This is a genomic window from Nitratidesulfovibrio sp. (assembly GCF_040373385.1).
GTDB lineage: Bacteria > Desulfobacterota > Desulfovibrionia > Desulfovibrionales > Desulfovibrionaceae > Cupidesulfovibrio.
In genome coordinates this window covers 473,815-496,116 of the sequence record NZ_JBDXXH010000003.1, presented here as the reverse complement: position 1 = coordinate 496,116, position 22,302 = coordinate 473,815, and the positions used below count along the sequence as shown (strand labels likewise).

Below are 22,302 nucleotides of genomic sequence, written 5' to 3'. Positions count from 1 at the left end.
GCGGCATTGCCCGGATTCCGTGGGCAAGGGGAGGCGCCGGGCGGCAATGCGGGCGCGCTCGAAGAACGGATGCTGCGGCGGACAGGGGGCCCAGGGGGCCTGCCCGCGCCGGGGCTATCCTTCCACCTGCCCCCGCCGTACCTTCAGGATGCGGCCAGCCAACGGCTCCAGCCAATCGCGGTCGTGCGAGACCACGATGACCGTGGTGCCGCGCTCGGCCACGGCGCGGGCGGCGTCGGCGATGCGCGCGGCGCTGTCCTCGTCCAGGCTGGCCGTGGGTTCGTCCATCAGCAGCACGCGCGGCGAAAAGGCCAGCCGGGCGGCCAGGGCCACGCGCTGGGCCTCGCCGCCGGAAAGTTCGAACCAGCGACGGCGCAGGAACACGTCCGGGTCCAGGGCCACCAGTTCCAGCGCGCCCCGCACGGCATCCGCCGTTTCGCGCACGCCGTGCCCGGACCGCCAGAACCGCACAGACCGCCCAGACCGCACGGACAGGCCGAAGGCCACGTTCTCGTACACGCTGCGGCGCAGCAGGTAGGGTTCCTGCAACAGCAGGGTCACCGAGCGGCGCAGGTCCGCCGTGCGCCCGGAAGACAGCGGTCCCACCGCCTCTCCCGCAAAGCGCAGTTGGCCCCGGCAGGGGGCGTCCAGCAGGGCCAGCAGGCGCAGCAGGGTGGACTTGCCGCCGCCATTGGGTCCCACCACCCCGGTGATCCCCCCGGCGGCGATGTCCAACCGGGGCACGTCAAGCACCGTCCGGTCGCCGTGGCGGCGCACCACGCCCTCCAGTTGATAGAGCGGCGCGTTACCGCGCGTGCACGGCACGCCGGTGCCAGCCTCGGCAGGATCGCCGCATACGTGAGCAACCGGGGTATCGGGAGGCAACGGGTGCCCGGATCGCGTCTCGTGTCCGCTCATCTTCCCGCCCTCCTGCGCAACCCCGCCAGAACCAGGTTCAGCAACAGGGCAATGGCCAGCAACACCAGTCCCAGGGCAATGCCCAGGGCGTAGTCGCCCTTGCCCGTTTCCAGCGCAATGGCCGTGGTGATGGTACGGGTATGCCACTTGATGTTGCCCCCCACCATCATGGAAATCCCCACCTCGGACACGATGCGCCCGAAGGCCGCCACCCCCGCCAACATCAGGTGGTAGCGGGTTTCCCACAGGGTGGCGAAGAGCACCTGGCGCCCGTTGGCCCCCAGGGTGAGCAGGGTCAGGCGCAGGCGCGCGTCGGCCTGCTCCACGGCCAACGCGGTCATGGCCATGACGATGGGTATTCCCAGCAGCGTCAGGCCCACGGACATGCCGGGAATGGTGAACAGCAGCCCCAGATCGCCCAATGGCCCCTGCCGCGACAGCAGCAGGTACACCAGCAGGCCGATGACCACGGTGGGAAAGCACAGCGCCGTATCCACGGCAATGCGCACGGCCCGGCGGCCCGGAAAGTCATGGTAGCCGATCAGGAACCCCAGCGGCGCGCCGATGGCCAGACACGCGGCAATGGACATTCCCGACGCCGCAAGGGTGATCCATACGGCGGAAAAGGTTTCGGCGTCGCCAGCGGCCAGCAGGCGCAGGGCGGTGGCAAGGCCGTCGATCAGATAGTCCATTGGGCTGCGGTCTCCTTGCAGGGGACTCTAAACGCCATCCCCCATGCGGGCAACGACAGGGGACGAAAGGCGCCGATCGTCTGGCACGCGGACATGCCTATTCCACTGCCGCCCGCGAAAAGACGGCGGAACGGCACTGCCGCCCCGCCGCCGGGTATCCGTCAACGACGCTGGCTTACTTGCCCGCGTTGGGCGTAAACAGCGGCTTTTCCATCAGCTTGAAGTCGGCGATGCGCTTCTGGGTAGAGGGGCTGGCCATCCATTTGGTGAAGGCGTCGGCCAGGTCGGCCTTGGCAGACGGGCACTTGGCCGGGTTCACGGTGATGGAGCTGTACTGGTTGAACAGCTTCTGATCCTTCTCCACCACGATGGACAGCGGCCCGGCTTCCTTCAGGCCCGCCTCGTACTTGATCCAGGTGCCCCGGTCGGTAAGGGTGTAGCCGCCCTTTTCCGCGCACATGGCGATGGTGCGCATCATGCCCTGGCCCGCTTCCACGTACCATTCCTTGCCTTCGGGCACGCCCGCGCCGGTATCCTTCCACAGGCGCAGTTCCAGCGCATGGGTGCCGGACTTGTCGCCACGGCTGATGAACGGGGCCTTGCCCGCAGACAGGGCCTTCATGGCCTCGGCCACGGACTTGCCCTTCACGCCCGCCGGGTCGGCCTTGGGGCCCACCATGACGAAATCGTTGTACATCAGTTGGACGCGATTGATGCCGAAGCCGTCACCCACGAACTTGGCCTCGGCCTCAGGGTCGTGCACCAGCAGCACATCCACGTTGCAGCTGCGGCCCATTTCCAGCGCCTTGCCGGTGCCGGTGGCCGTGAACTTGAGCTCGATGCCCGTCTCCTTCTGGAAGGCGGGGGCAAGATCGTCGAGCAGGCCGGTATCGGCGGTGCTGGTGGTGGTGGCCATCATCAGCACCTTGTCCGCCGCCATGGACTGCGCAGGCAGCATTACGGTGAACAGGCAAAGAACGAGAAGCAGACGACGCATGGCATCCTCCGGGTTGGTCGTTGGTCGTTGTCTTCGGGTGTCCGGTTACTCTCCAATGGGCATGAATGTTAGCAGTCCAAACAGTCACGAAACAAGTAGAAAACGTGCACAAGGATTGACACCATCAATCCGGAACGACGACCCGGACAAACCTAAACAAACCTGACACGACCTAAAAACACCTTTGCCAACTAAAACAAACATGTTGAAAAAAACAGAAAGGAATACCGACCGGGTGGCGGGGGCAGGAAACATCCTGTCCAGCCCTCCTGCGCTGTCATGCAACCAGGCGCCTGGCGCACGATGTGCACCAGCCACGCCGCAACGACAACGCCCCGCCCCGGATGTCCCGGAACAGGGCGATGGGCCACCCGTGACGGCATGGCCGGGGTGGCGACATGGTGCGACGGATTCGCCGCTGCGGACCGGGCGTTCCGGCAAGGCTGCGGTTACGGGCCCGATGCGTCTCCCTCGCTTGCGCCCCCGCCCGGCTCTCCGTCCGGATCGCCTTCGGGCATGCCGAACTCTACCAGCTTGCGGTATACCGTCTGGCGCGAAACACCCAGCAGTCGCGCCGCGCGGGCCTTGTTGTTCCCGGCCCTGCGCAGGGCATCGGCCAGCAGTTCGGGGGTCAGCCGCAGGCGGCGGCCCGCATCCCCACCGTAGGGGGCGTGCCCCTCGGCAACCTGGCCGCCGTACGCACCACTCGCCAGGCCTGTCGGCATGACCGGCAAGGCCGATCCGCCCAATCCCGGCGATGCGGGGGATGCCTTTCCCCTTCCCCGTCCGGCGCCGACCAGGCTCACGGGCGTCCCGTCCGGATAGATGCCGGAATGGTCAACCTCGGCACGCTCGGCGGGTGCACCGGCGGCAGGGCCGTGGACCGGGGCACCGGATGACCATGCTCCATGGGGGAACCGGGCCATGGCGTCCGTACTCCGGTCCATCTCCCGATCCCTGGCCCATTCCCCGGCCCACCCGCCGCCCACCGCCCTTGGCGGCAGGTCGGTATCGCAGGCGATGCTGCGCGGCATGGGCGCGACGGTGGCCGACATCCCCGTTGCGGTGCGCACCTCGGGCGGCAGGGCGTCCACGTCGATGACGTCGCCGCGCGACAGGATGAAGCCGTGCTCCAGCGCGTGGCGCAGTTCGCGCACGTTGCCGGGCCAGGAATGCGCCATCAGCGCTTGCAGGGCGGCGGGGGTCACCCCGGCCATGCGGCGGTGGAAGTGGATGTTGAACTGCTCCACAAAGTGGTCCACCAGCAGGGGGATGTCCGAACGCCGGTCGCGCAGGGCGGGCAGGTGCAGTTCCACCACCCGCAACCGGTAGTACAGGTCCTCGCGCAGCCTGCCGGAACGCACCAGTTCGGCCAGTGGCCGGTTGGTGGCGGCGATGACCCGCACGTCCACCTTGACGGTGCGGGTGTCGCCCACCCGCTCGAACTCGCGCTCCTGCAACACCCGCAGCAGCTTGAGCTGCACGGCGGACGAAACATCGCCGATTTCGTCCAGAAAGATGGTGCCCCCGTGCGCCAGCTGGAACCGGCCCACCCTGTCGCGCACGGCTCCGGTAAACGCCCCGCGCACATGGCCGAACAGTTCGCTTTCCAGCAGGTGTTCGGACAGCGCCGAGCAGTTCACCTTGACCAGCGGCCCCAGCGCGCGCGGCCCGCCCCGGTGCAGCGCCTCGGCCACCAGTTCCTTGCCGGTGCCCGATTCGCCGGTGATGAGCACGGTGGTGTCGGTCTGGGCCAGTTCGTCCAGCAGATGGAACAGCTCGGACATGGGCGCGCTGCGCCCGATGATCTGGTTCATGCCCGCCCGGTGCCCCAGGGCTTCTTCCAGCCCGGCCAGACGGGTGACATCGCGCGCCACCAGCAGCGCTCCCAGGAATTCGCCGCCGCCACCAACCAGCGGCGCGGCCTCGATCTCGAACACCTGCTCGCGTCCGTCGGCCAGTTGGGCGGAAACCCGGCGCCGCCGCGAGGCCCGGCGCGCCCCCAGGGTTTCGTCCAGCACCGGGCGGAACAATGGGGCGAACAACCCCAGCGCCTCGTCAAAGCGCCGCCCCGCCGCCTGGCGCGCATCGCGCGCACCGCCCGGAAGTTCGCGCGCGGCACGGTTCATGCGCTGTATCCGCAAATCAGGGGTCACGGTCACCAGCACGTCGGGCACGGCCTGGAACACCGCCTCCAGGTGCACCCGCAGGTTTTCGCGTTCGATCACCAGGGCGCGGCGCTCGTCGTCCAGGGCCTTGTGGCGCAGGGCCGTCCGGGCAGCCTGAAGCATCTGTTCCTTGTCCACCGGCTTGGTCAGGTACTGTTCCGCCCCTTCCGACACCGCCCGCACGGCGGATTCCACACTGGGCCGCCCCGTCAGCAGGATGACCGGCACGAAGGGGCAGCGTTCGCGCACGGTACGGGCGAAATCCAGTCCGTTTTCGCCGCGCAGCACGATATCGGTGATGACGAGGTCCGGCGGGCCGCCGTTGGCCGGTTCCAGCGCATGCAACGCTTCTTCCAGGCTGGCCGCCGTCACCACCACGTGGCCGTCACGGCGCAAAAAGGCCGAAAGGGTGAAGCGGATGCTCTCCTCGTCGTCAACGAGCAGTATCTTCGCCATGGGCGACCTCCCCGTGCGTGCCTGTGGTGTGACCGGGCGCATCCGGACTGCCGGGCGCCGCCGCGCCAGCCTCGGGGCTTGTCTCGGGCGGGGCCTCGGGCAGCACCACCACGGCGCGGCTGCCCGAAACGCCGTCGCTGTCCAGCATCAGCGTGCCGCCGTGGCTCTTGATGATGCCGTAACTGATGGACAGGCCGAGCCCGGTGCCCTTGCCCTCCGGCTTGGTGGTGAAAAACGGCTCGAACACCCGTTCCAGCACCGCCGGGGCAATGCCCGAGCCGGTGTCGGCCACGGTGACGCACACGCACGGGCCGCTCACCGTCAGGCGCCCGCCTCTTCGCCGCGCGGCGCGGCGTTCGGGAATGCATACCCCCCGGCAGCCATCGCCCCCCCCGTCAAGCGTCACACCCTTGCGGGCCACCTCGCGTTGCGGCCCCAGCGAGGACCGCGCCGCCGTCAGGATCAGGCGCCGGGAACGCGGGCCAGCGCCGGGTTCCCCGGGTTCACCGGTCGCCGCCGCGTTCAGGGCATGGTGGGCATTGGCCAGAAGATTCATGAAGACCTGCTGCAATTCGCCGGGGCGGCCCACCACCATCAGCGGCACATCCGGCAGGTCGAGTTCGATGACCACCCCGTCGCCCTCCATGTGGGTGCGGGTCAGGGCCAGGGCATCGTGCAGCACCTCGCGCAGGTCCACCCGCACGTCGGCGTCGCGCCGGTCGCGCCCGAAGAACAGCAGGTTGCGCACGATGCCCGCGATGCGCTGCCCTTCGCGCAGGATGCGCCCGGCCAGCTCGGGCTGCGGCTCGTGCCGCATGCCGCCCTGCGCGGCCACGTCGGCATCGTCCAGCATCAGCTGGGCGCAGTTGATGATGCCGTTGATGGGGTTGTTGATCTCGTGCGCCACCCCGGCGGCCAGTTCGCCCAGGGCGGCCAGTTGTCCGGCCCGCACGGCCTCGGCGCGCAGGCGGTACAGTTCGGTCTGGTCCTCCACCACGCCCAGCCCGAACAGGGGCAGGTCATCGGTGCCCCAGATCACCGTGGAGGTGACGCGGCACAACCGTATCTCGCCGTCGGGCCTGCGCACCCGCACCTCGAACCGGGCCACCCGGTCACGTTCCGCCCGGTTGCGCTGCATCTCGTAGGTCAGGGCTTCGCGGTATTCGGGCAACACCAGGTCGAGCACGTGGGTGCCGCGCATCTCGCCGAGGGTCAGCCCGGTAATGGCGCACAGCGCCCGGTTGGCCTCGATGACGTTGCCCGCCGCGCTGGTATGCAGAAGCCCCACGGGCACGTCGTCGTAGATGCGCCGCAGCAGCCGTTCGTGTCGGCCCAGAGCCGCCTCGTGGGCATGGACCATGCGGTCCTTGCGCTCCAGGGTGGCTTGCAGTTCCTCCTCGGCCCGGCGCTGGGTGGTCACGTCGTGCACGTACGCGGCGATCTGGGCTACCCGGCCTTGCGCGTCGTACACGGGCACCAGGTTGTGGCGCAGCACGCGGCCGCCGTCGTGGTCCTCGAAGTAGCCGCCGCGCCCGGTGGCCACGCAACGCGCAAGCTCTGCCCGGCGCCTGGCGGCCATGTCCGGCGGCATGTGGGCGAACACGCTCTCGCCAGCCATGTCCTGCCCGTCGCGCCAGGCATGGCGCGAGGCAGCGCTGTTGTGGGCCACGATGGTACCGTTCGGCTCCATCAGAAAGGCCGCCCCCGGCGCCGCGTCCAGCAGGGCACGACGGGTTTCGCCTATCTCGCGCAGGGCATGGCGGGCGGTGACCGCCTCGGTTATTTCCACCCCCACCAGCAACACCCGGCACATGATGCCGCTGCCCGGCAGGCCGCGCCCGACCAGGGTAATGTTGAACCAGCGCTGGCCCGTGCGGTTGGTGACGGCCAGTTCTCCGGTCACGCGCGCTTCACCGGCAAAGGCGCGGGCCAGCATGGGGGACAATTGCGCGGCCACCTCCGGGGGGACCAGTTCCGCCAGCCCCCGGCCGCGTGCCTCCATGCGCCAGACGCCGAACAGCGATTCGAAGCCCCGGTTGACCATGCGCATCCGCCCGTCGGCGTCGATGCACAGCGCCAGCAGGGGCACCGCGTCCAGCAGCATGTCCGGTGTTTCCGGGTCGGCATTCAGGGGCAGCAGGCGCGCCTCAGCCTTGCGCAGCCGGTGGCGCAGCACGGCCACCTCGGCGCGCAGGCGTTGCAGTTCCTCGTCCGGTGTCCGGGCGGAGGAGTGCGTGGCGGACGGGGGGAACAGCTCCGGCCGGGGCTCGGCCCCTCCAGCGAAAGAATCGCCCCCCCCGGGCAATGCGGCGTGGGCGGAGCGGGCGGGACAGTGGGGACTGCCAGAGCTGGCAGGACTGCCAGAACTGCCAGGACTGCCAGGACTGGCAGGGCAGGGCGAGGGAGCAGGATTGACGGACGCAGGCGATGCCGCTGCGCCGGGCAATTCCGGCGACACTCCCCCGGTGCCGGAGGCCTTGCCGGTACGGGAAACGGCGCGCTTGGGCATGGTCTACTTGCTCACCCACAGGGAAAAACGGTTCACCCGGTCGTGCAGCCGTTCGCTGACGCTGCGCCCGAACATGCGGCGCATCAGGGTATCGGGCAGGGCCGTGCGACGGCCCACCGCCACCACGGCAAACCTGTCCTGCTCGGCCACGCGCAGGATGGCTTCGGCCTTTTCCGCCCTGTCGGGGCAGGCACGGGTGTCCAGCATCAGCACGCGCACCCGCGACTCGTCCACGCCGTTGGCCAGCACGGCCTCTCGCGCGGCGGCGATGGCGTCTTCGCCCAAGGGCTGCGCGTCACCACCGCCCTTCCCCGCCCCGTGATGTCCCGTGGCGGTGTCCGGTTCCCTGCAATGCAGCAGGGTCACGGTGTGGTCCTCGGCGCCGGGGGTGGCCAGCATGAACCCCACGTGGTCGGCCATGCGCAGGTTCTCGCCAGACCCGTCAACGCACAGCAGCACGTTGGACAGGTCCGGTTCCGGCTGGTGGCACACCCACAGGGGAAAGGCGATTTCTTCGCCCAGCAGCCCGCGCGAGACGCTGGTGGTGTAGGTCTGCTCCAGCCAGCCCAGATAGCGGCGGCCGGATACCACGGCATCGTACAGGCCCTTGTGGGCTTCCTCGACGATGTCGCGCACCACGCCGAACTGGCGGGGCACCGCGCGCGTCTCCACGTATTCCGACGCAAAGCCGTGCTCCACGGCCCAGCGGCGCGCCCTGGCCAGTTGTTCCAGCCCCTGGCGCATCTGCGCATCGGACAGGACCACCTCGCCGGGGCCCGAGGCGTAGGCATCGGGCACCACGTAGAACAGCGTCAGCCGCAAGGCCGACTTGCGGCGAAAGAAACCGGCCACGAAGCGCAGGTTCCACGATTCGCCGCCGTCTCCCCCCATGGTCAGCAGCAGGTGGCGCTCCATGATGGGCCTACTGGAACAGGTAGCCGTAGCGGACGGAAATGCCGTCGGTGCGCTCGACGATGTGCGCCACAAGGTCTTCCACCGTCTCCGCCGTCACCACGCCCACCTCGCGGGCCAGGTAGTGGCGCAAGGTGCCTTCGCTCTGCGAGAACACCCAGACCACGGAGTAGGCCGAACCCACAGAAGGCCGCGACGGGAATTCCGGCGTGGTGGAAAGCAGCACGCGTATCTTGGGGGCATCCTTTTCGGACAGCACGAACAGTGAACTGGAGTTGAAGGTATCCTTCAGACGAAAGGCCAGGCGCGCGCCCAGACTGTCGGTGCCTTCCAGTTCCACGGCCACTTGCACGGCCCGGTCCACATTGGGGGCGGGCTTGTCGGCCACGGCCTTGGGCGCTGCCTCCGCCGCCAGCGCGGTGGAGGCGCCGAAAACGCCGGAAAGCGGAAGGAACAGTGCGGCGGCGATCAGGAACAGCGAAACGGACAGCAGCAGGGGCGCCCATGGGCGCGACTTCGATGCGGGCGTGCGGAGCGGGAACGGGCGCGACATGACACAACCTCCTTGCGGTTCACGGATCGTACCACAAGGGTAGTCGCTGCCGGACCATTTAGCAAGACGCGCCCCGCGCGGGCTGCCGCATGAACAGTGTCGCCACCAGCGAACACCCCGCCAGCACGGCCCCCAGATAAAACGGAATGCGAAAGTCCATCATCCACAACATGCCGCCCACCACGGGCACCACCACCGCCGCCACGTGGTTCACCGCCACGCTCACGGCCATGCTGGGGGCGATGTCCGCCGGGTCGGCTATCTTCTGGAAATAGGTACGCACGGCCACGATGAAATTGAAGAATATCTGGTCCAGCACATACAGCAGGCCCACCAGCCAGCGGTCCTCGACCACGGTGTAGGCCAGGCAGATGCACCCCAGGGACAGGCATTCCATCACCAGCAGCCTGCGTTCGCCCACGGCGTTGATGGCCTTGCCGATGAGCGGGTTCAGGAACCAGTTCACCGCGTTGTTCAGCATGAAGAACAGGGTCATCTCGCGCACGCCGAATTCGAACCGTTCCACCAGCAGAAAGGCCGAGAACACGATGAATATCTGCCGCCGCGCCCCGCCCAGCAGGGTAAGCAAATAGAACAGCCAGTAGCGTTTGCGCATGACCATGCCCCGCCGCTGCACCGGCAGCCCCTGGGCGCGCGGATCCTGCGTCAGGGCCCACAGGCCGGCCAGTATGGCCAGCCCGCCCGAGATGGCGAACAGGCCGGAAAAGGGCAGCGCCCCGGCGGCAACAAGGATCACCGCGCCGATGGCCAGGTTGCCCCCGGCGTTGAGCCCGCGCAGCCGCCCGATGACCAGCGGCGCAGTGCGCACGTCGAAGTATTGCAGGATCAGCGACTGGTTGGTGGTCTCGAAGTAGTGAAACCCGAAGGACATGAGCATGGTGGTGAACACGATGCCCCCGAACGACGGAAAGAACCCGGCCGCCAGCACACCCGCGCCCAGCATGACCACCGAAAGCGCCGCCAGGCGGTGTTCGCGCAGCACCAGCAGCAGCAGAATGACCCCGAGGGACAAGAGGCCCGGCACCTCGCGCAGCGACTGCACAAGGCCGTTCTGGGCGCCGGTAAGCCCCGCCTCGTGCACGGCGAAGTTGGTGTAGAGCGTGCTCCACCCCTGGTACCCGATGGCGTTGGCCACGGTGAGCACCAGCAGGAAGATGTACATGGGCCTGTTGGGAATGGTGGGCAGGTCGGGAATGCGCTGCACGCAATACTCCTGCGGACGCAAGCGGAAAACGCCGCGCCGGATGAGGGGGACGGAAACGGGGCTGCATGCGGGCTGAAGGCCCGTGCACGGGTTGGATCCGGAAGGTGTGCCCTACGCCCGCGCGTAGACACTGTCAACGCGGCGAGCGCTCACCAGCGGCCAGCGTACGGATGCCGCGCATGCACAAGCACGGCGGCATGCCGGTAGCGGCGGAACAAGCTGTCGAGGCGGGAAGCCCCCGGCAGGGAGCGGAAAGGCAGAATGGATGCGCCGGACGGCAGGCCGTGTTCACAGGTCGCCGAATACTTCGGCCTCGAACCAGTACAGCTCGGTACGCCCGTCCTTCCAGGCTTCTCGCCATGCATCGGGCGGCAACCCCGCCTTGCGGCAGGTCTGGGCCAGGAAGGTTTCGCGGTCCCAGCCCCATTCCACCGGCACCTGCGGCAACAGCACGCCAGAGCGATACCCCTGGCGCACCAGCAGTCCGTGCCGCCCCACCCGCACCAGCGACGGATCGGGACAGCGGGTGAGCGGGCCGAGCACGGAAATGTCCAGTTCCAGCGCGGATGCCTCGGCGGCGGTCACCGGCGGAAAGCGCGGGTCCTCGAAGGCCGCCGCGCGGGCCATGCGCGCCACGGTGAGGTACAACGGCCCGTCGCCGACCATGGAACCGATGCAACCGCGCAGGTGGCCGTCCTTCTTGAAGGTGACGAAGGCACCAAGGGAACGGTGCAGCACACCGGGGGGCGGCGTGGGCACCCCGGAGACATCCGGACTGGCCGGATCACCACTATCGGCCTGACCAGCACTGTCGGCCAGACCACCGGTTTCATCCGGCAAGGCCCCGGCTTCGGCCAATCGGTGCAGCACGGCCCAACGGGCCAGGTCGAGCAGCCACGCCCGCTCGTCGGCGGACAGTTCCAGCCGGAACGCGCCGGAATCCGCGCCAGCGGCGCCATGGGTGCCATTGGCTCCATTGGCGCCATTGGCGTTAGTCGCGTCCGTCACGGGGGGCGAATCCTCGGGGGCATGGGGCGCGGACATGGGGACTCCCTTGCGCGGCATGGTGGCGACACCATGCCGCCCAGCGCTGACCGCGCAGCCCCATGGTGCCAGAGCCTGCCCGGCGCGTCCACAGTAACGGCGGAGGGAGCGCGGCCCGCCACGTCACGGGTGGCCTCACCAGCCCCCCGCATGCCGCCCGATGGACTTTAGCCCATGGCCACTATAAGATTCGGCCATATCGCCACCGCGAGGGGTCACATGGCGCACGCAGATCACGGGGATACCCCGGGCCAGAAGCATGCCCTCCAGCAGGGCGTCGAACCGGGCCGCCGCCAGCGCCGCGCCCTGATGGCTGCCGTGGCCATGGCCGTTGCCGTCATGACCCTTGCGGCCCTGGCCGTCCTGCTGATCCTGCGGCGCGAGCCGGACACCGTGCGCATCGGCTTTGCCGGGCAGCTCGAAGGCCTCACGTCCGACCTGGGCGTGCAGGGGCGCAATGGCGCGCAGTTGGCCGTCGATCACCTGAACGCCGCCGGGGGCGTGGCCGGACGCCGCCTTGAACTGGTGGCCGAGCACGACGGCACCACCCCCGACGAGGCCCGCGCGGCGGTCACCCGGCTGCTTGCCCGCAAGGTGCAGGTAGGGGTGGGACACATGACCAGCGGCCAGACCGTGGCGACCCTGCCCCTGTGGGAAACCGCCGGGGTGCCGTTGATCTCTCCCACCGCCAGCGCCCCCGAGCTGGAAGGCAAGGAGGACGGCTTTTTTCGCGTCATTCCGGCCAACACGGCCTGGGCCGAGACGCTGGCCGCGTACGCCCGGTCCGCCGGTCTGCGCGAGATGGCCGTGGTCCGCGAGACCGCCAACGCCCCCTTCTCCACCCCCTTCGCGCAAGCCTTCGTGGCCCGGTTCCGCGAACTGGGAGGCACCGTGGCCGCCGACCTGCCCTATGCCACCTCCGACCGGGGGGAATTCGCCGAAGCGCTCCGCCATGCCCGGCAATCGGCCTCATCGGGCATGCTGCTGGTGTGCCCGGCACGCGATGTGGCCATGGCCGCCCAGACCTTTCACCGCACCGGATTCTTTCCCGCGCTGTACAGCTCACCGTGGGGGTATACCCGCGAACTGGTGCTGGCGGGTGGCCGCGACGTGGAGGGCATCATCTTTGCCCACGCCTACGCCGCCGACCTTGACGACGATTCCTTCCGCAACTTTCACGCCGCGTATGCGGCACGCTTCGGCTGGGTGCCCAACTTCGCGGCGGCCTTCGCCTACGAGGCGGTCATGGTCCTGGGCGATGCCCTGGCCCGTGCCGGAGGCGACCCGGCCCGACTCCGCGCAACCCTTCCGGAAGTCCGCAACCTTACCGGCGTGCTCGGCCCCATCAGCCTCGACCGGTACGGCGACGTGCACCGCCGTTCTTTCATCCTGACCATTCGCGACGGCGAATTCGCGACACTGCAATGAACGCACTCCCAACGCCCCCCGGCGACCAACCCCGCACCGCCACCCCGAACAGCCCGGAGGGCGGCCCCGCTCCCCGCCGTACGCCACGCTCGTTGCGCCGCCTGCTGCATACCCGGCTGCTGGTGTGGCTGGTGCTGCTGGGCCTGTGCATCCTGGCCTTCGCGGGCACCTTCACCTACCTTGGCCGCAAAGCCGACTTCGAACGGCAAAGCGCGCTGCTGACGGCCACCCTGGCCCACTACCTCGAAGAGCACGTGGACAACGCCGCCCTGTCGCTGGCCCGGCTGGCCTCGGGCCTGCCCGCCTCGCCCTCGCCCGCGCGCGTGGCCGAGGAACTGGGACGCCGACGCGCGTTGCGCCAGCACTTCGCGCGCATCATGCTGCTGGACGATGCGCAACGGGTGGTCTTTTCACTGCCTGACGGGCCGGTGATGGTGGATTTTCCCGTACTGCGCGACCGGCAGGGCAACAGGCCGAACGGGCGCGGCTATCGGCTGGGCAGCCCCGCGCCCCTGCCGGACACCGGCGAGGTGGTGGTCTACATCAGCGAACCCCTTGAGGGTGGCGGACAATTGGTGGGGGCGCTACGGCTGAACGCGCTGCAGGAACACGCACTGGAACTGCTGCCGGGCAACGACAGCGCGGTGCTGCTGGCCGACGCGTATGGCAACCTCATTGCCCACCCCGACCTGACCCGCGTGCAGCGCCAGGAAAACATCGGCCACCTGCCCTTCTTCAGGCCCGCCGGGGGGGGACTGCCCAAGGCCGGACCAGCCATGCAACGCGTGCGCTATGACGGCGAAACCTGGTTTGCCTGCACTGCCATGGTGACCGGGCCGGACTGGACCATCGTCACCCTGAAGCGCCAGAGGGCCGTGCTGTCCGAGGTGGCGGGCGAGATGATCATCTTCCTGCTGCTGCTCACGGTTCTGCTGACCGTATTCGCCGTGTCGCTGCTGGCCGAACTGGAGTGGACCATTGCCCGGCCCCTGACCGGGTTCTGCCAGTCCATCCGGCTGGTTTCGGGCGGCAGCTACGACCTGCCGCCTTCCGGCGGGGAGCAGCTGGCCGAACTGGCCACCGTGGACCGCGAATTCCGCGACATGGCAGCCACGGTGCGCCAGCGCGAGGCCGCGTTGCGCCGTACCCGCGCCTACGTGCAACAAATGATGGACGCCATGCCTTCCGCCATCATCGCCCTGGACGGACATTGCCGGGTGGTGCGCATGAACCCGGCAGCCCTGCGCCGCACCGGGCATGCCGTGACCCCGGCGGGCACCCCCCTGGCCGACCTGCTGCCCGACCACGCCGACATTGCCGTGCGGCTGGCGGCGGCCATGGCGCGCCGCACCCCGGTGGACCGCGAGCGGGTGGTCACCCTGACAGGGGGCCACTACCGCTACGAAGACGTTTCGCTGTACCCCATGGGCAGCGGAATGACCGACGCCCCGGAAGGGGACGGGGGCGTGCTGCGCATCGACGACGTGACCGACCGGGTGCGCATGGAAGAGGTCATGGTGCAATCGGAAAAGATGCTGTCCGTGGGCGGGCTGGCGGCGGGCATGGCCCACGAGATCAACAACCCCCTGGGGGCCATCCTGCAAGGGGCACAGAACATCCAGCGGCGCCTGGCCGACGGGCTGCCCGCCAACGAACAGGTGGCGCAACGCCTGGGTTGCCCGTTGCCGGTGATCCGCGCCTACCTCGCCGAACGGCGGGTGCTGGAATTTCTGGACAGCATCCGCGAGGCGGGTTGCCGAGCCGCCAACATCATCACCAACATGCTGGAATTCAGCCGCAACAGCGGGACGCGCCGCACCACGGTGGACCTGCACGCCCTGCTGGACCGTACGGTGGACATTGCCGCCAGCGACTACGACCTGAAGAAACGCTACGACTTCCGCAACATCGCCATCGTGCGCGACTACGCGGCCAACCTGCCGCCTGTGGTCTGCTCCGAACAGGAAATCACCCAGGTGCTGCTGAACCTGCTGCGCAACGCGGCCCAGGCCATCGCGGCACGGCCCGAGAACACGCGCCAGGAACACACGCTGCCGGATGGCGCGCGCGCGGAAGGAGAGGTGACGGATGGTGCGGCCCCGTCCGGCGCACCCGGCCCGTCTGGCGCACCCGCCCCGTCCTCTCCACTCGCCCCGGCGGGCGGAACCGGAAGGGACGAGCCGCGCATCGTGCTGCGCACGCGGCGTGAAGGAACGTGGATGCGCATCGACGTGCAGGACAACGGCACCGGCATGCCGGAAGACGTGCGGCGGCGGGTGTTCGAGCCGTTCTTCACCACCAAGGAGGTGGGCGTGGGCACCGGGCTTGGCCTGTCGGTGTCCTACTTCATCGTTACCCGCAACCACGCGGGCACCTTTGGCGTGACCTCGGAACCGGGCCGGGGCACCACCTTCACGCTGCGCCTGCCGCTGCCCGGCAGCGAGCAGGCACCCGAAGTACCGCGCGATCATCCCGGCTGCCCCGTGTAACGACCCGAATCCGGGCAAGACTTCCGGCCAAGGGGGGCGCTGCCCTTGCCCACACGCGCCCAGTGGCGGGCCGACGGCATGTAGCGGAATGCTGGCCACATGCACGAAATCCCTGCGGTGGCCAGCCGCCCATCAGCATGTCCGTCACGCGGCCCGGCCAGCCCCCCTTTCCGAACGGGCCAGCCCTACCCGCGCAGGAAGGACACCACGCTTGCCCCCGCAAGAAGCAGCAGCAGTATCCCGGTCAGCCGCACCAGATGCAGGCCGTGCCGCTCGTAGAAGCGGCGCATGGGCGCGGTGTCCAGAAAACGCACGAAGATGGTCCAGCCCACCAGCGCCTCCAGCACGATGACCGCGCCGTAGGCAACCCGTTCGCCCGTCGGCGTGCCTGGGGCCACGAACTGCGTGAACACCGAAAGGATGAACAGCGTCACCTTGGGGTTCAGCAGGTTGCAGAACAGCCCGTCGCGAAAGCCCTCTCGCAGGGTGGGCGGCGCGGCGCCCTCGCCACCGCCGTCGGCCCGCGCCCGCAGGGCCTTCCACCCCACCCACGCCAGATACGCGGCCCCGGCCAACTGCACCGCCTGAAACGCGCGGGGGCTGCCCTGCAACAGGCCGGTGCCCAGCACCGCCCAGGTCACGTGAAAGGTCAGCCCCAGACAGATGCCCAGCACGCAGGCATAGGCCGCGCGCGTGGGACCGCCCGCGCCGTGGCGCACCAGCAGCATCATGTCCGGGCCGGGACTCATGCGGCCCACCATGCACAGGCCGAACAGGGCAACGAGATTGTACAGCATGACGGGGGAGGGCTAGTGATTTGCCATCTATCTTGAATAGATGGTGAGAAACGAAACCCGCGTGTTTGCGCGCCGGTTACACGACAGGATTTTCGTTCTCCGGCAAGGAAGATGCGTCTTTTACGGAGGAAGCGTGCGGCAGTCGTTATGCGAGTCTGCGAGCATTACGAATGGCAGCCGCAACGCGCTCTGTTCGTACGTGACCGGAGTAAAAGACGAAATCTGACGCGTTGCTCTCGATGGCCGTAAGGCTCGCAAGCTCGCCCAACGGCCACGCTCCGCGCCCTTCTGGTCGGTCAGCCGGAGGGCGAAAAGACGGAGTGTGGATGCCTAAAATCCGGGCTCAAGCGCCGGCCACACCAACCACGGCCCATCAGGGATGCCTGCTGCCACCTTGCCGTCGGGGCGCGGCAGCACCCGCACCACCCGGCCCTCCTGCCGCAACCGGCCCTCGGCCAGCCACTGCAAGGCCTGCGGGTAGACGCGATGCTCCATGGCGTGAATCCGTGCCTTCAGCGCATCCAGCGGTTCGCCGGGGTTCACCGGCACCGCCGCCTGCACGATGACCGAGCCATGGTCCATCTGCTCGTCCACGAAATGCACGGTGCACCCGGCCAGCGTCACGCCATACGCCTGTGCGTCCGCAGCGCCGCGCAACCCCGGAAAGCTGGGCAGCAACGCGGGGTGGATATTCATGACCCGGCCCGGAAACGCCGCCAGAAACCCCGGCGTGAGCAGCCGCATGTACCCGGCCAGCGCCACGGCGTCCGCCCCGTGGGCGCGGATGGCCGCCACCATGGCCGCATCAAAGGCCTCCCGGTCCGGATGATCCGCCGGAGAAAGGGCCAGATGCGCAACCCCCGCCGCGCGGGCACGTTCCAGGGCGCGGGCCTCCGGCTTGTTGCACAGCACAAGGCACACCCTGGCGTCCAGCGCGCCGCTGGCGATGCGGTCCAGAATGGCCTGAAGGTTCGACCCGTTGCCGGAGGCCAGCACGGCCAGTTGCAGCGTCATGGAACTCCCTACACGGGGTTGTCGGGGGTTGTCGTCGGGCGGGATGGGCGCGCCCGCAGAAGGGCTACCCTTCCGTCATGTCGATGGCATCCCCGGCCCGCAGCACACCGCCGCGCAGCACCCTGGCAAACACCCCTTCGGTGGGCATGATGCAGAAGCCCACGGTCTTGTGGATGTTGCACTTGGAATGACAGGTCTTGCCGATCTGGGTGATTTCCAGAAGGATGTCCGGCCCGGCGGTCAGCCGGTCGCCCACCGTGCAGCGGGTCAGGGGCAATCCTTCCACCAGGATGTTTTCCGCAAAATCGCCCGCCGCCAGTTCCGGCATGCGCGGGCGCATGATGTCCACGCTTTCCACGGCCAGCAGACTGACCTGCCTGCCGCTGCCCGCGTGGACGTCTTCTTCCACGCCGTAGTCCTCGCGCAGGGTGATGGCATCCACCACCCGCTTGCGTTCACCTTTCCGCTCGCTGATACAGACGGCTCGTACGGTGCCCATGCGGTGTCCCTTCCTTGAATGTCCGTAAGGATGCCGCGCCCGGCACGGGGCCGGGCGGGATTGCGGACCGGATCACTCCGGTCACGCATTCCTCACAACACGGGACGTTCCGCCTGTCAAATACCGTCGCACTGGCGCACGGTCCGGCACCGGACCAAAGCTAACTGCTGAGCCATAATTCCACGCCGTGACGCCTGGCGCGGCCAAGGGCTGTCTCTAAATTAGGATTTTCGTTCGTTGGCAAGGAAAACAAGCCTGCCATGAGGGAGTATGCCTCAGCCGTTAGGTGAGCAAAGCGAATCTTACGGATGAGGACCGCAGCGCGCTCTTCTCGTATTCGACCGAGCCTTAGCCGTTAGGCAAGCGCGTAGCGCGAGTCTTACGGATAAGGACAGCAGAGCCATGGCAGGCGAAGTTTGACGACGCCAACGGGCGAAAGGACAATTTAGGGACAGCCCTACATCTCGGGCAGACGCCTGACCAACTCGTCAACCAGCGCGGGGATGGTGAAGTCCTCCGGCTGGATGTGGCAGGTCAGGCCGTAGCCTTCCAGCGTCTTGCGGGTAACGGGACCGATGCAGGCCAGCTTCACCTCGGGGTGGGCCTTCACCATGTCCACGGGCACCAGCGAGAAGAAGTTGTCCACCGTGGACGACGAGCCGAAGGTGACGCAATGGATGCGCCCTTCCTGCATGCGGGCCAGCACGTCGTCCTTGCGGGCGGTGCTGGGCACGGTTTCGTACACTGGCAGCACGTCTACCACGGCCCCGGCCTTGCGCAGTTCGTCGGGCAGCACCTCGCGCGCCTCGCGGGCGCGGGGCAACAGCACGCGCTGGCCGCCCATGCCGCGCGCCAGCATACCGTCCACCACGCCTTCGGCCACGTACTTTTCGGGGATGAAGTCCGGCTCGATGCCCTTTGTCCGCAGCACGTCGGCGGTTGCGGGGCCGATGGCGGCCACCTTGCGACCGGCCAGCGCGCGCGAATCCTGCCCGCACGCGGCAAGGCGGTTCCAGAAGTGCTTCACGCCGTTGACCGAGGTGAACACCACCCAGTCATAGCCGGGCAGATCGCGGATGGCCGCGTCCACCGGGGCGTAGTCGGCAAGGGGAATGATCTCGATGGTGGGAAACTGCACCACGTCGGCGCCCAGTTCGCGCAGGGCTTCGGCCAGGCCGCTGGCCTGCTCGCGGGCGCGGGTGACCACCACGCCCTTGCCCAGCAGGGGCTTCTGCTCGAACCAGTTCAGCCGGTCGTGCAGGTTGACCACGCCGCCCACCACGATGAGCGACGGATTGGTGAAGCCGTGCTTCGGCCCTTCTACCGGCAGGGTGGCGATGGTGGCCACAAGGCTGCGGTGGCGGGCGGTGGTGCCCCAGTGCACCAGGGCCGCCGGGGTTTCCGGCGACATGCCCGCCTCGATGAGCTTGCGCGAAATTTCGGGCAGGTTCTTCATGCCCATGAAGAAGACCAGGGTGCTGGCGCTGTCGGCCAGGGCCTTCCAGTTGTGCACCGAGCCGGGCTTGGTGGGGTCTTCGTGCCCGGTGATGAACGACACGGACGAGGAATAGGCGCGGTGCGTCAGCGGAATGCCCGCGTAGGCGGGGCCGGCCACGGCGCTGGTGACGCCGGGCACTTCCTCGAAGGGAACACCCGCGTCCAGAAGTTCTTCGGCCTCTTCGCCGCCGCGCCCGAACATGTACGGGTCGCCGCCCTTCAGGCGGGCCACGGTCTTGCCTTCCTTGGCCTTGTCCACGATCAGGCGGTTGATGCCGTCCTGCGTCAGGGTGTGGTCGCCGCCCTTCTTGCCCACGTAGATGATTTCCGCGCCGGGCTTGGCGTAGGCGAGAAACGCGTCGTTGGCGAGGTAGTCGTAGACGATGACGTCCGCCGATTCGAGGATGCGCTTGCCCTTGAGCGTGAGCAGGCCGGGGTCGCCGGGTCCCGCGCCGATGAGATAGACCTTCATCCTTCCTCCGGTATGTGTCGCGCCGCGCGTGGGCGCGCATGGGGCGCGAACCTGCACGGAATTGCGTCTGTGTATTTGGACAATACGGGGCACGAACGCTGGCATGGCGCACCGACCGCCCGAATGGACGCCGCGTTGGCCATTGGTCGCAGCCAGCCCTGCCGCCCGTTCAGACCGAACGTAACGCAGGGCGTGTGCCGGGCTTTTTCGACCGCCGCAGCCTACAGGTAGCGGGGCGTTTCGGCAAGGGCGTGCAGAAAGGCGTCGCGCCCCGCCTCGCGGATGTGGTCGTTGCTGGCGCGCCACTTCTGCTCCAGCCGGGGCGGCAGGCCGGTGTCGGCGCAGGGGTAATCCGCACAGTCGGCGCAAAAGTCCAGCCCGCGCGCGGCGGCGCACCCGGCCACCTTGCAGGTGGGCAGACAGGTGCGGCGCTCGGTCTTGCAGCCGGGACAGGTGCCTTCCGCCAGCGCGTCCAGCACGCGGGCAAAGGCCGGGTACTCGGCCAGGGCCGGGTTCATGGCCGCAAGCCGTTCGGCAAACGGACCGAAGTTGGGGCCAAGGATGTCGCGGATGGTCCTGGCATGGGCAGCCACCTGGCCTTCGCTACAGTTCACGCAACGCGAACAGTCCAGCCCGCACGGGGCAACGAGATGCAGGGGAGCGGTGTCGGTCATAGGGGGGCCTCGAAATCCTTCGGTAGTGCGAGATATTGCGGAAAAGTCCGGGGTGGCAGGCAGATGGCCAAGGGATCTTTCCCCACGCCCACTTTCTAATTGCAAGACGATATTCGCCATGCGAATCAACACGTAGATGCCGGAAAAGGACCGGCGTCCCCCTTTCTGACCAAGGAGGACACCATGCGGCACAGATTATGGTGCGGGTTGTTGCTCGGGTTGGCCCTGCTGACGGCCGGGTGCAACCACGCGCGGTACAGGCAGATGGAATCGGTGGCCAGCGACTGGTGCATGACCATCCGCGCAAGCCAGGTCATACCGGTCTACCCGCCGCGTGAGGACCTGGAACCGGGAGACGTGTTCCTGGTCACCCAGCCCCTGCCCCAACAGGCCAGGGAGTACAAAACCAAAGGCTACCTGCCGCTGGACCAGTCGTACCAGCGCCTTAATCCTTATCTCATCCGCCTGCACTACTCCATGGGATATGTACCCACATTCCTCGCCCATCCATTCGCCAATGTGCCTCACCCCGTGCCACGCAGGGGCGGCGCGGAAGCCATACCTGCCGTCAAACCTGCCTCCACCGCAACGCAACCCGCAGATTCCGGCGGTAGCGGCGCAATACCGCCCGACACGCTGTCCGCGCGGGCCGACGCGCTGGCCGAAGGGTTCGCCAATGCCACCCTGCCCTTGGCCTTCTTTCCTGCCTACAGCTTCTCGGTGGATGCGGGCGGCAAGCTGGACCTTGCAGTGCCCATCAGCGGGTTGCCCGTAGCGCTCGGCCTTCTCGCGGGCAGCAAGGCCAGCGGACAGGTCATCATCAAGGACGCCTTCACCTACGGTCTGCAACTGCAATCCATGGACGACATCCTGCGTAACTGGGCAAGCCGCCGCGACGTGCAGGCAAGCTTACGCTACCTTGTGCAGGCCCATCTCCCCACTCCGATATATCTGCGCGTGGTGAACCGGGTCTACCTGACGGGTGCCGTGGACGTGGGCATCCAGAGCGATGGCAGCTTCGGCGGCGCGCTGGCGGCAGGAAAGACACAGGATGCCGATGCCAGTGCGGCTCCCCAGGCCGCAGGCAGCACCGGGGACGGGCAATTCACGGCCCTGACGGACAAGGTCAACGCGGCCCTGGCAAAGTCCGCCGCAATGCCGCGCGGGGCGGTAGCGTTCCAGTTGGCGACATCGCGTAGCGTGGCCCTGCGCGAAACCTTCGAGCGCCCCCTGGTCATCGGGTACATCGCCTTCGATGTGCCCGTGCTGTCCGACGGGCGGATCGGCCCCCCCAGCCTGACCCGCGAAGCGCTGGCCAACGGCATCGCCAAGCCCGTCGATGCCCAGGAGGCGGTTCCGCCAGCACAGCGCAACTACACCGCCTGTCGCGACCGGTACATGAAGCTGACAACGGATACCCGAGCGCAATTCATCTCGCGCATGGCCGAGCACCTGCCTGAAGCACTGTTCGGCCAGTTCTCCCCGGCCCAGTATGAACAGGCCCGCGCACAGGGGCATCTAAACGCATTCATTGACCGTTATGTATCTGTGGAGACAGACTTTTTCCTCAACGATCCGGACAACACGAACATGGCGATTCTCGACGCTGCCTGCCGGTACACCATGAGCACGGCAACCACGAGATAGCCCCGGAGGTAACCATGCAGTGCACCTGCAAGTACCGCGATATCACGGATCTTTCCAACGAGCAGATCGGCAAGCTGGTGCTCATCCGCAGCACCGACGCCAACCTTTCCTGCATCCGCATCGTGCAACGCAACGGCAGGTTGCTGATGGAATTCCTGTACGGTGAAGGTTGCCCCTGCGCGGAAATTCCGGGCGCCCTCGCGGAAAACTAGCTGCCCATCGCCTCCGCCCCGCTGTCCCCCCATGCACGCGAAAACGCCGCGCCGGTTACCCGGCGCGGCGTCTGCATATCCATCTCCCGCACGGCCCGA

At 68.0% G+C, this 22,302-nt stretch carries 18 protein-coding genes; 4 read left to right on the top strand and 14 right to left on the bottom strand.

The features are described from left to right. Positions 1–114: 114 nt before the first annotated feature. The 9 genes from ABWO17_RS07900 to amrA all read right to left on the bottom strand — a co-directional run bounded on the left by ABWO17_RS07900 (position 115) and on the right by amrA (position 11,474). Positions 115–918 (bottom strand): ABC transporter ATP-binding protein, encoded by an 804-nt coding sequence (locus ABWO17_RS07900; protein ID WP_353117313.1) that lies wholly within the window; start codon positions 916–918, stop codon positions 115–117. Continuing rightward, a complete protein-coding gene (locus ABWO17_RS07895) occupies positions 915–1,610 on the bottom strand; it encodes an ABC transporter permease (RefSeq protein WP_353117311.1) in 696 nt (231 codons plus the stop codon). The genes ABWO17_RS07900 and ABWO17_RS07895 overlap by 4 nt, the downstream gene beginning before the upstream one ends. Before the next feature lie 175 nt (positions 1,611–1,785). Next, the gene (locus tag ABWO17_RS07890) at positions 1,786–2,607 is read right to left on the bottom strand and encodes an ABC transporter substrate-binding protein (RefSeq protein ID WP_353117309.1); all 822 of its coding nucleotides are present in this window, start codon (positions 2,605–2,607) and stop codon (positions 1,786–1,788) included. 449 nt (positions 2,608–3,056) lie between these two features. Next, positions 3,057–5,231, bottom strand: coding sequence for a sigma 54-interacting transcriptional regulator (locus ABWO17_RS07885; protein ID WP_353117307.1), 2,175 nt, complete (start codon positions 5,229–5,231; stop codon positions 3,057–3,059). Further along, positions 5,209–7,740, bottom strand: coding sequence for a PAS domain-containing sensor histidine kinase (locus ABWO17_RS07880; RefSeq protein ID WP_353117305.1), 2,532 nt, complete (start codon positions 7,738–7,740; stop codon positions 5,209–5,211). Before ABWO17_RS07880 ends, ABWO17_RS07885 begins: the two co-directional genes overlap by 23 nt. A gap of 3 nt (positions 7,741–7,743) precedes the next feature. Continuing rightward, entirely contained in the window at positions 7,744–8,655 is a 912-nt protein-coding gene (locus ABWO17_RS07875; RefSeq protein ID WP_353117303.1) for a universal stress protein, read from the bottom strand. A gap of 7 nt (positions 8,656–8,662) precedes the next feature. Continuing rightward, positions 8,663–9,205, bottom strand: a complete 543-nt coding sequence (locus ABWO17_RS07870; protein WP_353117301.1) for a hypothetical protein — start codon at positions 9,203–9,205, stop codon at positions 8,663–8,665. Positions 9,206–9,263: 58 nt separating this feature from the next. After that, the gene (locus tag ABWO17_RS07865) at positions 9,264–10,430 is read right to left on the bottom strand and encodes an MFS transporter (RefSeq protein WP_353117299.1); all 1,167 of its coding nucleotides are present in this window, start codon (positions 10,428–10,430) and stop codon (positions 9,264–9,266) included. A gap of 288 nt (positions 10,431–10,718) precedes the next feature. Then, positions 10,719–11,474: an AmmeMemoRadiSam system protein A gene (amrA, locus tag ABWO17_RS07860; RefSeq protein WP_502914889.1), complete on the bottom strand. Its 756-nt coding sequence runs from the start codon at positions 11,472–11,474 to the stop codon at positions 10,719–10,721. Between the two features lie 219 nt (positions 11,475–11,693). On the opposite strand from amrA, the gene ABWO17_RS07855 reads away from it, so the two are divergent. Next, a complete protein-coding gene (locus ABWO17_RS07855; protein WP_353117298.1) occupies positions 11,694–12,902 on the top strand; it encodes an ABC transporter substrate-binding protein in 1,209 nt (402 codons plus the stop codon). Beyond that, positions 12,899–15,391 carry a sensor histidine kinase gene (locus tag ABWO17_RS07850; RefSeq protein ID WP_353117296.1) on the top strand — a complete coding sequence of 831 codons (2,493 nt, stop codon included), beginning with the start codon at positions 12,899–12,901 and terminating at the stop codon, positions 15,389–15,391. Before ABWO17_RS07855 ends, ABWO17_RS07850 begins: the two co-directional genes overlap by 4 nt. A 185-nt stretch (positions 15,392–15,576) precedes the next feature. Here ABWO17_RS07850 and ABWO17_RS07845 read toward each other — a convergent pair whose 3' ends face one another. The 5 genes from ABWO17_RS07845 to ABWO17_RS07825 all read right to left on the bottom strand — a co-directional run bounded on the left by ABWO17_RS07845 (position 15,577) and on the right by ABWO17_RS07825 (position 20,344). Continuing rightward, positions 15,577–16,188 (bottom strand): LysE family translocator, encoded by a 612-nt coding sequence (locus ABWO17_RS07845; protein WP_353117294.1) that lies wholly within the window; start codon positions 16,186–16,188, stop codon positions 15,577–15,579. A 330-nt stretch (positions 16,189–16,518) separates the two neighbouring features. Beyond that, positions 16,519–17,202, bottom strand: coding sequence for a phosphoribosylglycinamide formyltransferase (purN, locus tag ABWO17_RS07840; protein ID WP_353117292.1), 684 nt, complete (start codon positions 17,200–17,202; stop codon positions 16,519–16,521). A gap of 64 nt (positions 17,203–17,266) precedes the next feature. Further along, on the bottom strand, positions 17,267–17,701 hold the full coding sequence (locus tag ABWO17_RS07835) for an MOSC domain-containing protein (RefSeq protein WP_353117290.1): 435 nt from the start codon (positions 17,699–17,701) through the stop codon (positions 17,267–17,269). 457 nt (positions 17,702–18,158) lie between these two features. Continuing rightward, positions 18,159–19,670, bottom strand: a complete 1,512-nt coding sequence (cobA, locus tag ABWO17_RS07830) for a uroporphyrinogen-III C-methyltransferase (RefSeq protein WP_353117288.1) — start codon at positions 19,668–19,670, stop codon at positions 18,159–18,161. A gap of 221 nt (positions 19,671–19,891) precedes the next feature. Next, positions 19,892–20,344 carry a DUF3795 domain-containing protein gene (locus ABWO17_RS07825; protein WP_353117286.1) on the bottom strand — a complete coding sequence of 151 codons (453 nt, stop codon included), beginning with the start codon at positions 20,342–20,344 and terminating at the stop codon, positions 19,892–19,894. A 183-nt stretch (positions 20,345–20,527) separates the two neighbouring features. Between ABWO17_RS07825 and ABWO17_RS07820 the strand changes: the two genes are divergently transcribed. Both ABWO17_RS07820 and ABWO17_RS07815 read left to right on the top strand, forming a co-directional pair. After that, the gene (locus ABWO17_RS07820; RefSeq protein ID WP_353117284.1) at positions 20,528–21,991 is read left to right on the top strand and encodes a hypothetical protein; all 1,464 of its coding nucleotides are present in this window, start codon (positions 20,528–20,530) and stop codon (positions 21,989–21,991) included. A 14-nt stretch (positions 21,992–22,005) separates the two neighbouring features. Then, positions 22,006–22,203: a hypothetical protein gene (locus ABWO17_RS07815; protein WP_353117282.1), complete on the top strand. Its 198-nt coding sequence runs from the start codon at positions 22,006–22,008 to the stop codon at positions 22,201–22,203. The last annotated feature ends 99 nt before the right edge of the window (positions 22,204–22,302 follow it).

Excerpts from the sequence above, each read along its gene's own strand:
- ABWO17_RS07900 (WP_353117313.1), bottom strand. The coding sequence starts at position 918 with ATGAGCGGACACGAGACGCGATCCGGGCACCCGTTGCCTCCCGATACC.
- ABWO17_RS07895 (WP_353117311.1), bottom strand. The coding sequence starts at position 1,610 with ATGGACTATCTGATCGACGGCCTTGCCACCGCCCTGCGCCTGCTGGCC.
- ABWO17_RS07890 (WP_353117309.1), bottom strand. The coding sequence starts at position 2,607 with ATGCGTCGTCTGCTTCTCGTTCTTTGCCTGTTCACCGTAATGCTGCCT.
- ABWO17_RS07885 (WP_353117307.1), bottom strand. The coding sequence starts at position 5,231 with ATGGCGAAGATACTGCTCGTTGACGACGAGGAGAGCATCCGCTTCACC.
- ABWO17_RS07880 (WP_353117305.1), bottom strand. The coding sequence starts at position 7,740 with ATGCCCAAGCGCGCCGTTTCCCGTACCGGCAAGGCCTCCGGCACCGGG.
- ABWO17_RS07875 (WP_353117303.1), bottom strand. The coding sequence starts at position 8,655 with ATGGAGCGCCACCTGCTGCTGACCATGGGGGGAGACGGCGGCGAATCG.
- ABWO17_RS07870 (WP_353117301.1), bottom strand. The coding sequence starts at position 9,205 with ATGTCGCGCCCGTTCCCGCTCCGCACGCCCGCATCGAAGTCGCGCCCA.
- amrA (WP_502914889.1), bottom strand. The coding sequence starts at position 11,474 with ATGTCCGCGCCCCATGCCCCCGAGGATTCGCCCCCCGTGACGGACGCG.
- ABWO17_RS07855 (WP_353117298.1), top strand. The coding sequence starts at position 11,694 with ATGGCGCACGCAGATCACGGGGATACCCCGGGCCAGAAGCATGCCCTC.
- ABWO17_RS07850 (WP_353117296.1), top strand. The coding sequence starts at position 12,899 with ATGAACGCACTCCCAACGCCCCCCGGCGACCAACCCCGCACCGCCACC.
- ABWO17_RS07845 (WP_353117294.1), bottom strand. The coding sequence starts at position 16,188 with ATGCTGTACAATCTCGTTGCCCTGTTCGGCCTGTGCATGGTGGGCCGC.
- purN (WP_353117292.1), bottom strand. The coding sequence starts at position 17,202 with ATGACGCTGCAACTGGCCGTGCTGGCCTCCGGCAACGGGTCGAACCTT.
- ABWO17_RS07835 (WP_353117290.1), bottom strand. The coding sequence starts at position 17,701 with ATGGGCACCGTACGAGCCGTCTGTATCAGCGAGCGGAAAGGTGAACGC.
- cobA (WP_353117288.1), bottom strand. The coding sequence starts at position 19,670 with ATGAAGGTCTATCTCATCGGCGCGGGACCCGGCGACCCCGGCCTGCTC.
- ABWO17_RS07825 (WP_353117286.1), bottom strand. The coding sequence starts at position 20,344 with ATGACCGACACCGCTCCCCTGCATCTCGTTGCCCCGTGCGGGCTGGAC.
- ABWO17_RS07820 (WP_353117284.1), top strand. The coding sequence starts at position 20,528 with ATGCGGCACAGATTATGGTGCGGGTTGTTGCTCGGGTTGGCCCTGCTG.
- ABWO17_RS07815 (WP_353117282.1), top strand. The coding sequence starts at position 22,006 with ATGCAGTGCACCTGCAAGTACCGCGATATCACGGATCTTTCCAACGAG.